The 13377-nt window shown below is 48.0% G+C and carries 13 protein-coding genes; 8 read left to right on the top strand and 5 right to left on the bottom strand.

All coding sequences use genetic code 11. The annotated features are described in order from the left end of the window. The 5 genes from rbfA (at position 1) to METMI_RS24975 (ending at position 6938) form a co-directional block, all read left to right on the top strand. Positions 1–372: a 30S ribosome-binding factor RbfA gene (rbfA, locus tag METMI_RS0121395; protein ID WP_019868343.1), complete on the top strand. Its 372-nt coding sequence runs from the start codon at positions 1–3 to the stop codon at positions 370–372. A gap of 142 nt (positions 373–514) precedes the next feature. After that, positions 515–1417 (top strand): tRNA pseudouridine(55) synthase TruB, encoded by a 903-nt coding sequence (gene truB, locus METMI_RS0121390; protein WP_019868342.1) that lies wholly within the window; start codon positions 515–517, stop codon positions 1415–1417. A gap of 167 nt (positions 1418–1584) precedes the next feature. Further along, on the top strand, positions 1585–1854 hold the full coding sequence (gene rpsO / locus METMI_RS0121385) for a 30S ribosomal protein S15 (RefSeq protein WP_019868341.1): 270 nt from the start codon (positions 1585–1587) through the stop codon (positions 1852–1854). Positions 1855–1966: 112 nt separating this feature from the next. Then, positions 1967–4045, top strand: coding sequence for a polyribonucleotide nucleotidyltransferase (gene pnp / locus METMI_RS0121380; protein WP_019868340.1), 2079 nt, complete (start codon positions 1967–1969; stop codon positions 4043–4045). A 415-nt stretch (positions 4046–4460) separates the two neighbouring features. Further along, entirely contained in the window at positions 4461–6938 is a 2478-nt protein-coding gene (locus METMI_RS24975; RefSeq protein WP_019868339.1) for a calcium-binding protein, read from the top strand. Positions 6939–7213: 275 nt separating this feature from the next. Here the strand turns inward: METMI_RS24975 and METMI_RS0121370 are convergent, their stop codons facing one another. Next, positions 7214–7414 carry a cold-shock protein gene (locus tag METMI_RS0121370; RefSeq protein ID WP_019868338.1) on the bottom strand — a complete coding sequence of 67 codons (201 nt, stop codon included), beginning with the start codon at positions 7412–7414 and terminating at the stop codon, positions 7214–7216. Between the two features lie 263 nt (positions 7415–7677). Here METMI_RS0121370 and METMI_RS0121360 point away from each other — a divergent pair, with 263 nt between their 5' ends. The 3 genes from METMI_RS0121360 to METMI_RS24970 all read left to right on the top strand — a co-directional run bounded on the left by METMI_RS0121360 (position 7678) and on the right by METMI_RS24970 (position 10380). After that, entirely contained in the window at positions 7678–9168 is a 1491-nt protein-coding gene (locus tag METMI_RS0121360; RefSeq protein ID WP_040572813.1) for an ATP-binding protein, read from the top strand. A 2-nt stretch (positions 9169–9170) separates the two neighbouring features. Continuing rightward, on the top strand, positions 9171–9878 hold the full coding sequence (locus tag METMI_RS0121355) for a response regulator (protein WP_040573309.1): 708 nt from the start codon (positions 9171–9173) through the stop codon (positions 9876–9878). Between the two features lie 124 nt (positions 9879–10002). Beyond that, positions 10003–10380: a hypothetical protein gene (locus METMI_RS24970; protein WP_019868334.1), complete on the top strand. Its 378-nt coding sequence runs from the start codon at positions 10003–10005 to the stop codon at positions 10378–10380. Between the two features lie 78 nt (positions 10381–10458). Here the strand turns inward: METMI_RS24970 and METMI_RS0121345 are convergent, their stop codons facing one another. From METMI_RS0121345 to METMI_RS0121330, 4 genes are read right to left on the bottom strand one after another with little or no spacing between them, the layout of a single operon-like run. Then, positions 10459–11529: a nucleotidyltransferase domain-containing protein gene (locus METMI_RS0121345; protein WP_040572812.1), complete on the bottom strand. Its 1071-nt coding sequence runs from the start codon at positions 11527–11529 to the stop codon at positions 10459–10461. Positions 11530–11540: 11 nt separating this feature from the next. Beyond that, positions 11541–12446 (bottom strand): HprK-related kinase A, encoded by a 906-nt coding sequence (locus METMI_RS0121340; RefSeq protein WP_051102373.1) that lies wholly within the window; start codon positions 12444–12446, stop codon positions 11541–11543. Between the two features lie 2 nt (positions 12447–12448). Next, the gene (locus tag METMI_RS28360) at positions 12449–12742 is read right to left on the bottom strand and encodes an HPr-rel-A system PqqD family peptide chaperone (RefSeq protein WP_019868331.1); all 294 of its coding nucleotides are present in this window, start codon (positions 12740–12742) and stop codon (positions 12449–12451) included. A 25-nt stretch (positions 12743–12767) separates the two neighbouring features. Continuing rightward, positions 12768–13322, bottom strand: a complete 555-nt coding sequence (locus tag METMI_RS0121330) for a hypothetical protein (RefSeq protein ID WP_019868330.1) — start codon at positions 13320–13322, stop codon at positions 12768–12770. Between the last annotated feature and the right edge of the window lie 55 nt (positions 13323–13377).

The following is a 13377-nucleotide window of genomic DNA, read 5'->3' as shown; positions in this document are numbered from 1 at the left end:
ATGGCAAAAGAATATGGCCGCAAAGACCGCGTTTCCTCGCAAATGCAGAAAGAACTTTCGTTCATCCTGCAACGTGAGGTTGATGACCCACGGTTGGGCTTCGTCACCATCAACGAAGTCGAGGTCACCCGTGACCTCGCCGTCGCGAAAGTCTACGTCACCGTGCTGAACGCCGATGCCGACGGTAAAAAGGCCAATTTGAAAGTTCTGAACGAACTCGCCCCGCAAATCCGCCACCTGCTCGCCAAACGGATGCGCCTTCGCCATATCGCCGAATTGCGTTTCCATTATGACGATTCGTTTGATACGGGGATGCGGGTGGCGGAGTTGTTGAGCGAAGTGGCCAAAAATCCGCCAACCGATGAAGGGTAGGATGTCTTAATCATAGGTAAACTGGCACTTGGTAGTAATAAATTATTTTGGCAATACCCATTCAAGCTTGTTTGATAAGCAGTGGTTGTGATTGCCAATTATTTTTTAAGCACTGGATTGGCTCCGCATCTAATTTATCCCCATGAGCAAACGCACCTCAGGCCGTAATGTCCACGGCATCATTTTGTTGGACAAACGCCTAGGCGTGTCTTCCAACAAGGCCTTGCAGGAAGTCCGCCGTTTGTTTAACGCCAATAAAGCCGGGCATACTGGAGCCTTAGACCCTTTGGCTAGCGGGCTGTTGCCCTTGTGTTTTGGTGAAGCGACTAAGGTGTCGGCGTTGATGCTGGATGACGACAAACGCTATCAAGTCACGGTGCAGTTGGGTGTGATGACGGATACAGGCGATGCCGAAGGCGCGGTGATTGACACCCAACCCGTGCCAGCGTTGACGCTTGCTGATATCGAAGCGTGCTTACAAAAATTCACAGGGCCTATCGGGCAAGTCCCGCCCATGTATTCCGCGTTGAAGCATCAGGGCAAAAAACTTTACGAACTGGCGCGGGAAGGCATCACCATAGAGCGCAAAGCCCGAAGTATCCATATTTTTGAGTTGGTTTTATTAGGCCACACGCCAGAGCAATTGACCTTGGAAGTGGCGTGTTCCAAAGGCACTTATATCCGCTCATTGGCGGAGGATTTAGGCCATGCGTTAGGGACGTGCGGAACTGTGACAGCTTTACGGCGTGTGGGGGCAGGGCAGTTTTCCATCGCTGATGCGCTGACGGTGGAAGAGTTGTCGGCAATGCCTGAGGAAACTTTATTTAACACCCTGATACCAGTCGATAAACCTTTATTGGCCTTACCGTCTGTGCATTTGTCCGATACGCAAACCATCGCGATCAATTATGGGCAAACCATCCCTTTCGAAACAACAGGGGCGGGTACGGTCAGGCTCTACCACGAAACCCTGTTTTTGGGGTTGGGGGAAATGCTATTGGATGGTAAAATAGCCCCGAAAAAATTGTTCAATTTGAACAAATAGATATGCACTATTTTGCACCATCCTGATGGGATGGTGCAAAAAGGCCGGGACACCACGTTACGGCCTTATCCTCCTGTTCTACACCCTATCGTGGAGCAGGATTTTTCTTAAGTCGCCCTTTGGCGGCTTTATTTTTTATACTTTAATCTTATAGGGATTATCAAAACATGCCATTTACCGCAGAACAAAAAAAAGCTGTTGTTGAAGCTTACCGTTTGACAGAAACCGACACGGGTTCCCCAGAAGTGCAAGTTGCTTTGTTGACCGCGCACATCACGCATTTGACACCGCACTTTGCCGCGCATAAAAAAGACAACCATTCACGCCGCGGTTTGTTGCGCATGGTTAACCAACGCCGCAAGTTGTTGGATTATCTGAAAAACAAAGACGTCGCCCGCTACCGTTCTTTGATTGAACGTCTGGGTCTGCGTAAGTAAAGATGCTATTGCGGGACGCAACACGTTTGCGTCCCGACCAAACACGCGACAACCTCAGTAAGGATATGACTGAAATATCCTTACCCGAACCTCTACACAAAGGAATCTTATAGTGAATCCTATCAGGAAAGAATTTCAATACGGCGCACTCACAGTATCGCTAGAAACGGGTGAAATTGCCCGTCAAGCCGACGGCGCGGTGATGATCGACGTTGACGGTACCACCTTGCTTGTCACCGTGGTGGGCAAAAAAGAAGCCAATGGCGGGGATTTTTTCCCGTTGACCGTAAATTACCAAGAAAAAGCCTATGCGGCCGGCAAAATCCCCGGTGGTTTTTTCAAACGCGAAGGGCGGCCTAGTGAGCAAGAAACCTTAACGTCCCGTTTGATTGACCGCCCCATTCGTCCGCTCTTCCCTGAAGGCTATACCAACGAAGTACAAATTGTCGCCACTGTTGTTTCCTTAAACCCTAGTGTCGATCCTGAAATTCCAGCCCTTTTAGGCGCGTCTGCGGCTTTGGCAGTGTCCGGTTTGCCATTTAACGGCCCAATCGGTGCGGCTTGTGTCGGTTATAAAGACGGTGCTTATTTATTAAACCCATCTCCTGCAGAATTGAAAGAATCGCAATTGACTTTGGTTGTCGCCGGTACCGCCCATGCGGTATTGATGGTGGAATCGGAAGCCGCGGGCTTATCCGAAGAAGTCATGTTAGGCGCAGTGTTGTTCGGTCACGAACAAATGCAAACGGCGATTAACGCGATTAACGAATTTGCCAATGCGGCAGGTAAAGGTGTGGTCGGTTGGACGGCTCCCGAAGCCAATGCCACTTTAGTTGGATTAGTGACTGCGGCGGTTGAAGCGGACATCAAAGCCGCTTATCAAGTGCCTGAAAAACTGATCAGACAAGAACAGCTCAAAGCCATCCGTAACGCCGCCGTTGAAAAGCTCACCGCTGACGGTGACTACGAAGCGAATGCGATCCGCACGATCATCGAACATCTGGAATACACCATCGTCCGTAATGCTATTCTTAACGAAAGCAAACGTATCGACGGACGCGCATTAGACTCCATCCGTCCGATCAGCATCCGTACTGGCGTATTGCCACGCACCCACGGTTCAGCCCTGTTCACACGCGGCGAAACCCAAGCCATCGTGGTCGCCACTTTAGGCACCCAACGCGATGCGCAAATCATTGACGCCTTGGCGGGTGAATACAAAGAACCATTTATGTTGCATTACAATTTCCCTCCGTACAGCGTGGGTGAAACCGGTCAAGTCGGTTCGCCAAAACGCCGCGAAATCGGTCATGGACGCTTGGCAAAACGCGGTGTCGCCGCCGTGTTGCCGAATATGGAAGAATTCCCTTACACCATCCGCGTGGTGTCTGAAATCACCGAATCCAACGGTTCCAGCTCCATGGCTTCCGTGTGCGGCAGTTCCTTGGCGTTGATGGATGCCGGTGTGCCGATCAGCGCACCCGTCGCCGGTATTGCGATGGGCTTGATTAAAGAAGGTGAGCGTTTCGCTGTGTTGTCCGACATCATGGGCGACGAAGACCACTTGGGCGATATGGACTTTAAGGTCGCCGGTTCAGAACAAGGCATTACCGCTTTGCAAATGGACATCAAGATTGACGGCATCACCGCCGAAATCATGAAAACCGCGTTGGAGCAAGCCAAACAAGGCCGTCTGCATATCCTTGGCGAAATGAACAAGGCCTTGGCTTCAACCCGCGAAGAAATGTCCGATTTTGCACCGCGCATCATCACGTTCAAAATCGACCCTAGCAAAATCCGTGAAGTGATCGGCAAAGGCGGCGCCACCATACGCGGCATCACCGAAATCACCGGTGCCAGCGTTGACCTGACCGATGACGGCATCGTCAAAATCGCCTCGGTGGACAAGGCCGCAGGTGAAGAAGCCCGACGTATGATTGAAGAAATCACTGAAGAAGTTGAAGTCGGCAAAGTCTACGAAGGCAAAGTCGTCCGTTTGATGGACTTCGGCGCATTCGTCACCATCCTGCCGGGCAAAGACGGCTTGGTGCATATCTCGCAAATTTCCGATGATCATGTCGATAAGGTCAGCGACAAGCTGAACGAAGGCGATGTGGTGCGCGTAAAAGTGTTGGAAATCGACCGCCAAGGGCGTGTGCGCTTGAGCATGAAAGAAGCGGATAAAGAATAATTTTTGTCTGTTGGTGGTAAAAATTAAAAAGGGCCGCAAGGCCCTTTTTTTGTGCCCGTTAAAAATTATGTGCGGCTAAACCAGCTCCCACCTAGATGTGTCCCGGAAATCTTAACCCCCGCTTTTTTTTGTTTGCGCCAGTTTTCCTGTGGCCATATGCTCGGGTTGGTTTTATAAAACTTTCAGTATCTTAGGCATCTAGGAAACCATAATGCCAATCTCCGTAGCCATGTGGCCAGGCTCCCATTTGGCTATTGTAAATATGACCAATCCAAACGGTTAATCCGACATAACGCCCACACGATAATGTGCCCTAAACTCAGCCTAACCTTAAAGGAAGGGTGGCGTGTCTATCGGAAAACACAATGCCTGCCTTTTAAGGGATTGATATTAATAATTTCTAGGGGATACGGTCATGGCAATACTTATAGGTACATCGGGGGCTAATAGTCTGTTTGGCACATCCGCCAGCGATTTTATATCTGGCTTAGGCGGAAATGACAACTTGTTTGGTTTGGGTGGCAATGATTACTTGGATGGGGGGTCTGGAGCCGATTATATGGACGGCGGCACGGGTGATGACATTTACTTTGTCGATAATGCCCAAGATAAGGTGGTGGAAGCCGTCAATGAAGGTGGCGATCTGGTTAATTCATCCATCAGTTATACCTTGACCGCCAATGTCGAAAATCTGACGTTGACCGGGAGTGCTAATTTGAGCGCTACGGGTAATGGCCTTAATAACCGTTTGGTCGGTAACAGTGGTGCAAATACTTTTGACGGCAAGGCGGGTGCCGACGAAATGGTCGGTGGCAAGGGCGATGACACCTATTATGTGGATAATGTGGATGATGTCATCGACGATTATGTTGATGGCAATCCGAGCGATGGCATTAACGATACCGTCAAGACCACCGTGAGTTTCACTGAGGATATGGATGTAAGCCATGGGGTAGAGACCATCATCCTGCTAGGTACTGCCAACCTTAAAATCGTCATGGGCATTTTTTTCCAAACCCTGATAGGCAATTCGGGTAATAACTGGCTAGATGGGGGGGCGTGGCAAGACACCATGATAGGAGGGCAGGGCGATGACATCTATTTCGTGGATTATACGGACGTAGATAATGGCAACCCTTATGATACGGTGATAGAGAAAATGGGTGAAGGTAATGCGGATACTATTTTTCTGCACTCCCCTGGTATAGGCGGCTTTCTTAAGTCCTACCAGATGCCGGATTATGTCGAAACCCTTTTTATCACTGGCAACGCCGGGCAAGTCATTGGCAATGCCCAAGATGATTTGATATTCGGCTCATCCTATAACGATGTTATTGTGGGCGGCGGCGGGATTGACACCTTAAAAGGCGGTTTGGGTGACGATAGCTATACCGTGGAAGTTCCGGCGGATAAAGTAGTGGAAAATGCCAATTCTGGGATAGATACCGTTTATTCCTATGGCAGTTATGCGTTGTTAGGGAATATTGAAAAGCTGTTCCTTTGGAATAGCCTCAATACCAACGGCACAGGCAATGATTTGAACAATGAAATTACGGGGGGATTGGGCGACAATAAACTGGATGGCGGCATTGGCGCGGATAAAATGACGGGTGGCAAGGGCAATGACACGTATGTCGTTGACAATGCAGGGGACACGGTCATCGAACAAGCCAATGAAGGGACTGACTGGGTGCAGTCTTGGATAGGCCATACTTTAAGCGCAAACGTCGAAAATTTATTGTTAATGGGCATTAACGCGAAAATAGGGGCGGGTAATGGTCTGGATAATGTTATCACGGGCAACACCTTCGACAATACGCTCTATGGCTTTGCTGGCGCGGACACCTTAGAAGGCGGTTCCGGTAACGATGGACTGTATGGTGGCGCAGGTGTCGACAAAATGACTGGTGGTATAGGCGATGACAGTTATGGTGCCAATGATGTCGGCGACAATATTATAGAAGATGCGTTAAGTGGAACTGATACGGTCTACGCTACGTTGGATTGGAGCTTAGGTTTGAATTTGGAAAACCTGGTCTTGATGGGGTTTGACAATATTAATGCGGCAGGTAACGCCGATAACAACTACCTGCAAGGCAACGTCGGCAATAACATCTTAAATGGCGATCTAGGGAATGATACGCTGAAAGGTGATTTAGGGAATGACCAGCTTATTGGCGGCTTGGGTGCGGACACCATGACGGGTGGCGCAGGTGATGACACTTATGAAGTCAACCAAAGTGACGACGTTATTATTGAGGATAGCCTTGGCGGTACCGATACGGTGCTATCCAATAGCACTTGGGTTTTGGGGGCAAACCTGGAAAACCTGATTTTACAAGGGGCGGCTAATGCCAATGCCAACGGGAACGAGCTAAACAATAACTTGCAGGGCAACAGTGGCAACAACATCTTGCGTGGTTTCGAAGGTGCCGATACCCTGGCAGGGGGGGCTGGCAACGATATATTTGTGTTTTCTACAACGGTTGGCGGTGCTGATGTGGTCTCTGACTTTACAACGGGTTTTGACCATTTAAGGATCAAAGATGGTAACACCGAACTTAAGATTGGCGATGGCGACCATGTCATTGATTCCCCGACTGTTAGCAACCTCCCCGTAACGTTTTCGAAGCAGGCGGAACTGGTCATCATCACGCCGGATATTGTGGGGGGCATCGACACGGCTTCAGCGGCGGCGAGGATAGGTTCTGCATCTTCCGCATACGCAGTCGGTGACACGCGCTTATTTGTGGTGGATAACGGCACGGATAGCGGCGTGTTTCTATTCCAATCAGCTGATGCCGGGGCACAGGTCACGGCCAATGAATTGACCTTGGTCGGTTCATTACAAGGCGCGGACCATACGGTGTTGGCGGATTATATCTTCGCCTAGGTTTAGGGTGTTTGTTTGGGTTATCTTTCATCCAACAAAATCGGTACGGATGGCGTTAACCCGGATCCACAGTTAAAGCGATAGGTTGGTGTAGAATCTTGCGGGTGGCTCTCTTGAACGATGGGCTTATTCAAGTGATACGTGATATTACGTAAGCCTGGGAAAGTAAAATTAGCGGAGCTTAAATAGGAAAAACTTGTTGAGGATGCAGCGATGCTGCTTGAGAGGGGAAGGTTGGCTGCGGCCAGAATAGTGCGGGCCGCAGCCGGATTGCTTTAGACCAGTGTCACGTCTTCTGCTTGTGGGCCTTTTTGGCCTTGAGTGACGTTGAATTGGACTTTTTGGCCTTCATCTAATGATTTAAAGCCAGAGCTGTTGATGTTACGGAAATGGACGAATACATCAGGGCCGTTTTCTTGTTGAATGAAACCGAAGCCTTTTTCTGCGTTAAACCACTTAACTGTACCTGTTGTCATGTTTGGATCCTAAAAATTGAAAATAAATAAAGCCTTTTTAGAGGCTGATGGCGCAAGGAAATTTGAGAATTACGGATGATAAACAGGACGAGCAATACAGATAAAACTTCGTAGAGATAAGCATAACGGTAAATCAATTTCAAGCTGTGTGCAGAATATAGGCTATGCCTGTTAATGTCAACACAATACTGTATATTTATATTTTCAATCCATATTTCTTGCACATTTGGCCATGATAATGCCAAAAACAAAGGGGAAGCCTGGTGTACAAGTCGATTAGGGTGAAATTATTTTTGACGTTATTGCTGACAACGATGTTGGTTGTAGCGGGCATGTATTGTTTTATGCGGGTTTCTTTTGAACGTGGGTTCATGGCCTTTGTCGAATCCCGCCAACAAAAGCATCTCGAGCATTTGGTCGCCGCACTGACCGAGCATTACGAAAGCCACCAAAATTGGCGATCTTTATCTAACGATAAGAAAAAGTGGCTGGCTATGTTGTGGCAAGTGAACGAGCATAGGCATCCACGTCCGCCGCCATGGATCGGTGAAGCACTGGCTACGCCAGATAATGTTTGGCCGCCCAAATTACCCGAAGAATACGCCTATACTTCCCCGTCCCGCCATTCAAAGCTTCACGATGATGATAGCTTTAGGCCGCGTCTGGTGCCTTTGGAAATGCGTGTGATGCTGCTCAATGCGGATAAAAGCCTTATTTTTGGACGTGCAGATTTAGCGGGCCAATTGTCTTTATTGCCGATCCGTTATGGTGGGCAAAATGTCGGTTATTTAGGGGTGTTGCCAGGAAAGCCATTGAACCAGTCTGGCGATATTCAATTCATGGAACAGCAGGCGCAAGAACTGATATGGATCGCTTTGCTAATGGTTTTGCTATCGGCGGGTTTGGCCCTGTTGATCGCTTATGTTTTGGGCAGGCCGCTCAAGCGTATTACTGCGGCTTCCAAAGCCTTGGCAATTGGCCGTTATGACACCCGTTTGCCTGTTGATGGTCATGACGAGCTAGGGCAGTTGTCCCGTGATTTTAATGGCTTGGCGGCTGCTTTGGGACAAGCGGAACAAGCCAGGCAACGTTGGGTGGCGGATATTTCCCATGAATTACGCACTCCATTGGCGGTGTTGCGTGGTGAATTGGAAGCGTTGCAGGATGGTGTGCGTCCACTAAATTTGGCGGCGGTGGACTCGCTCTATGGCGATGTCATGCGCTTGAACCGTCTTGCTGAAGACCTTTACCAATTGGTGTTGTCCGACCAAGGGGCGTTAAGTTACCGCAAGGCTCCGGTAGATCCGGTGCCGATTTTACAGCGCGACCTTAATGCCTTGTCAGCCCAATACCAAGCCAAATCCTTGGCGGTCGCTTTGGACAATCAACTGGGCAAGCCGGTGATGCTGTATGCCGATGCCGACCGTTTGTCGCAATTGTTCCGGAACATATTGAACAATACCTTGCACTATACGGAAAGTGGCGGGCAATTGCGTATTTTGATGGTTCGGCAACACGACCAGATGTTTATCGAATTTACCGATAGCGCGCCCGGCATCCCTGAAGTGGCTTTGCCAAAATTATTTGAACGTTTTTATCGGGTTGACAGTTCGCGCAACCGTAGCCTAGGCGGTGCAGGCTTGGGGTTGGCTATATGCCGTAATATTGTTGAGGCCCATAATGGCACAATCACCGCTTCAAATTCAGGATTAGGTGGCCTTAATCTCCGCATCACTTTCCCTATTTCGATATGAACATGAATAAGCACGTTTTGATAGTAGAAGATGAAGCCAAGTTGGCGCAGCTTTTGGCGGATTATCTGAATGCCGCCAATTTTACTACCCATAGTTTGGCCAATGGCCTGGAAGTCATCCCTTGGTTTCAAGGACATCCTGCTGATTTGATCCTATTGGATTTGATGCTTCCTGGACTTGATGGCTTGGAAATTATTAAGGGCATCCGCCGTTTCAGTAATGTGCCTGTCATCATGATTACTGCACGGGTTGAAGAAATTGACCGTTTATTGGGGCTGGAACTGGGTGCGGATGATTATATTTGCAAGCCATTCAGCCCGCGCGAAGTTGTCGCCAGAATCAAGGCGGTTTTGCGCCGCACCCAAGGTGAAAGTGAAATATCCATAAAGCCCGGCCCTATGTTGGTTTTGGATGGGCACAGTTTCCATATCAGCGCCTATGGGCGGCAAGTGGGCTTGACGGCGGTCGAGTTCCAGTTGTTTCAAGTGTTGTACCAACAGCCAGGCCGAATTTTTTCGCGGGTGCAATTGATTGATAAAATTTACCAAGACCACCGTATTGTCTCTGACCGTACAGTAGATAGCCATATTAAGAAACTGCGTAAAAAATTAGCCAGTTTGTTGCCTGATATTGAATTGATACACTCGGTTTACGGTGCCGGCTATCGCTATATTCCCCAAGCAAAGCTTGATGCTCAAGCGTCGCCCTGATTTGGATATTCACATATTTTTGCATAATGCCTGCACATTGTTTGCTTGGTATATGGTTATAGTATGTACCAAGAGTGGTAATGGCCATTCTGTTTTACACAACCCCCATCACAAGGACATATTTATGAAAAAAACGATAGTAAGCCTGTTGTTAGTAACCGGTTTCCCGTTGGTTGCAATGGCCGGCGTAACCCCAAACAAACCTGCTCCTGTTGAAGCCAGCAGTGCGCTGCCCGACGGCCCTGCTCCAGGGGAGGAGAGTTTTAAAAGGCACCATGCCCACAAAATTGAAATGATGGCTAAGGAATTAGGTTTGAGCGTGGAGCAAAAAACCAAAGTCGATGCTATTTTTGAAGAACAAAGGACAAAATTTCAAGCTATCCATCAAGAAACTAAAACCCGTTTACAATCTGTGTTAACGCCAGAGCAATTGAAGAAGTTTGAAGATAGGCATCCTCCGCGCCATATGATGCCTCCGCCGCCTCCCCCTAAGCCAGAATAAACGCCCATAAAAAAACCAGGCAATAGCCTGGTTTTTTTATGGGGCGAACCCTTGTTCCTTGGTTTAATTGATTACGGGTTATGCAATAAGTTTGTTCATCTGCTTTAGGCTTTTTTTCAGTAAATGTGGGAGCAGCAGGGAAACGGGCATTTTTAACCAGTGTGAGCGGACAAAAAGGCAGAAACGCGCGATTTCAGTCCAGGGGTTATTGTGACAGCCGTAGCCGGGCTGTAAGGCGCTAACAAACAGCAGGTCAAGAAAGAACAAGCTTAGCTTGGCATTTCTCCGGTTAGCCGCGTTGTTTAGTATTTCGGGGGGAATAGGGGTATTGAGGATTTTATTGGTATAACGAAGGGCGTAGCACAACGCTGTTTGTTGGTTAAGCACTTCAGCCCTGTAGCGTAGCTGCGTCCAAAAATTTTCTTGGCTAGCAAATTCTTTTAATAGCAAATCCAGGTCTGATAAATCACGGAACCCTTGCTCAAATTCCCCGCCGTTAAATAAGTGGGTGGCGCTGTGTAATATACGGTCTTCGGGAGCCAACACCCAGGCATTTGTCCCAGGTATTTGTACGGTATTTGCCAATAATTTATTGGCATCAGGGCTGAACTTACAGGTTTTAGGCAGGATATTATGATGGACATCAATGGACGTTTGCCTTCTTAAATGCCGCATGGGCGGGATTTCGTGCATCCATTGCCGGTAATATTTTTGGTCATAGGGGTCTAAAGTGCTGGTTATCCAACCCGCATTGATTAGCGCGACTTCGACCTCAAGTAGCCTATTTTCAGGAACCAGGATGTCTATGTCTGAAAATATCCGTCCTTTGGCGGCGCTGTTTCCGGCAACATAATAGGCAGACCCTTTCAAAAAAACCAGTGGTATGTCAAGTGGTTTTAACGCGGCTTCAATACAGTGGATTTCCCACTGTAAAGAACATTCAAAAGCTTTGGCAAAGGTTAAGCTGGATTTTATATGCAACAGCGGTTGGGCTGGTATTTTTTCCAATATTCCTGCCGTTTTCAAATAAAATCCAAGGCGTGCCAATACGTTAGCGCGCCTTGCGTGCCTGATTAGTTGGCTCCATTGCGGTAAATCTAAGGAAAGCACACTTTCAGGCTTAATAAAAGCCGTGCGCAATAGGGACATCTTAGTTTTTTTCAAGACGCAAGTTCCGTAAATAAGGCGATAGCTTCATCAAGATTGCTGTAGCTAAAATCATAGCAATCAGTGGCGTCGCATAGCCGCCCTAAACCATCAAAGCCTTCTTTGCCTAACGCAGAATAATTGAAGCAATTTTCCGCCAGTTTGAGTAAGGCCTTGGCTTTTGAAAGTGGGGCCAACTCAGTTTGTGAACCTTGCTTGTATTTTGGGAAAATCACTTTGGTAGGTAGGGCTGGGGTGGCGCTACGTTCGACACTGCTATCGGGCGGGCGCATGTGGCCTACCGTGCCTTTTAAGGTGTCGTTAACGATAGACCCGATGATGGCGTCTGGTGAAAATTGGCGGATGATATCAAGGGATTGGTTTTTCAGGCTCACGGGCCGTGGCACTGGATAGGCCAAGCCATCGCTTAGGCATAGTAAGGTCATTTCATCCGATAGCAGCCGCCAACCACGGCAAACCATAGCTGCACTGAGAGTGCTTTTGCCGCTTCCTGGGATGCCTGCAAAAATAAAGGCCTGCCCGTTAAGTTCCACGGCAGCCGCATGGATGATGAGGAATTGGTTGGAGTGGCTAGCGATGCACCAGTTAAGGCCCCATTCGAAAAAGGCGGGAGCCTGTGCATAGGGCAAGGGTTTGAAGGGAAAATAACCGTCAAATGAAAAATTGACTTGGGGGCGTAGGTACCGGCGTAGGGATAAAGGCGGGTTGATGGCGACATTAAAATCAATGAAGTCCAGTCCATCTAGGATATTGAATGCGCCGTAAAGGCAAATCAAATGATCTGCAACTGCGCCAACAGATGAGCGTAACCTTATATTAAATGAACCGATTCGTAGTGATAAACCTTTGCCGGCAAGTGACTGGACGATGGATTTTCTTGATGACGCCGATAATTTCACGACTAACTGTTTTCCGTCACGGTTAATAGTCCGAGGTTTTGGTATTCAATAATCAGTTTATCCAAAAACTCCTCTAGGTTGAAATCTATGGATAGTTCGAAAGAGTTTACGAAATGGGCCAATAATTGGGAACGGGTGTAGGGCTGTTCTGAGATCAATTTTAATAAAAAGGCGCCCATTTCAGCAATTAGATGGATTTGGCCGCTCAATTCATGAAAAACGACACACTCATCTTCCCAAAAGCGGAACCAAACCCAGCCATTCGGGGGTAAATCGACAGTATAATTTTTAAGCACTCTCGAATTTGATTATTGCGATGGATTATTGGGGGAATGTGGACAATAGAAAAGCGGTGTCGCTTACATAACCGGCAGGGCGATTTGAAGGGTTGTCATACAAATCGATAACTTGTTTGGAGGTCAAAATATAAGATGAAGACGCTTGTGCATTCATAAATGCAGTTATGTAGACGGATTCCCGTGATTCTAAGCTTTCCGCAAGTATGCTGCCAAAACTATGTGTGTTCATGCTGCTATGGAAAACACTATTAAAAACAGTGTCTTGGTTATATTCCCCTATAGAAGGGAAATTGCTGGCCTGTTGGTTTAAGGGGGAAAGCCCGGATGCCGAGGAATTAGTTTGGCTGGGGGCTAATGAAGATGGGCTGTAAAGGCCGGCTTGGCAATTTCCGACAACTGTGCGTGATTGGTTTCCTGACAGTTGCTGTGAAAGGCATAAGCCATTGGCACCAAATGCGGTAGGGCTGTTAAATGTCAATATAATCGGGGCGACAACGCCAGCTTTTTGTAAAAAACGCCGCCTTTTGTTTACGTCTATTTTTTCTTCTCGTTGATTTTCTAATTTTTGACTATTCATGATATTCACCGGGGAAAGTACACTTCTAAAAAAATAGATATTTAACAGCAGGGAG

Source organism: Methylovulum miyakonense HT12 (assembly GCF_000384075.1).
Lineage (GTDB): Bacteria > Pseudomonadota > Gammaproteobacteria > Methylococcales > Methylomonadaceae > Methylovulum > Methylovulum miyakonense.
This window is presented reverse-complemented; position numbering and strand designations above follow the sequence as displayed.

Coding starts and splice junctions, on each gene's coding strand:
- METMI_RS0121355 (WP_040573309.1), top strand. CDS start 9,171: ATGAATAAGCACGTTTTGATAGTAGAAGATGAAGCCAAGTTGGCGCAG.
- METMI_RS0121330 (WP_019868330.1), bottom strand. CDS start 13,322: ATGAATAGTCAAAAATTAGAAAATCAACGAGAAGAAAAAATAGACGTA.
- METMI_RS0121370 (WP_019868338.1), bottom strand. CDS start 7,414: ATGACAACAGGTACAGTTAAGTGGTTTAACGCAGAAAAAGGCTTCGGT.
- truB (WP_019868342.1), top strand. CDS start 515: ATGAGCAAACGCACCTCAGGCCGTAATGTCCACGGCATCATTTTGTTG.
- METMI_RS24975 (WP_019868339.1), top strand. CDS start 4,461: ATGGCAATACTTATAGGTACATCGGGGGCTAATAGTCTGTTTGGCACA.
- METMI_RS24970 (WP_019868334.1), top strand. CDS start 10,003: ATGAAAAAAACGATAGTAAGCCTGTTGTTAGTAACCGGTTTCCCGTTG.
- METMI_RS0121345 (WP_040572812.1), bottom strand. CDS start 11,529: ATGTCCCTATTGCGCACGGCTTTTATTAAGCCTGAAAGTGTGCTTTCC.
- rbfA (WP_019868343.1), top strand. CDS start 1: ATGGCAAAAGAATATGGCCGCAAAGACCGCGTTTCCTCGCAAATGCAG.
- rpsO (WP_019868341.1), top strand. CDS start 1,585: ATGCCATTTACCGCAGAACAAAAAAAAGCTGTTGTTGAAGCTTACCGT.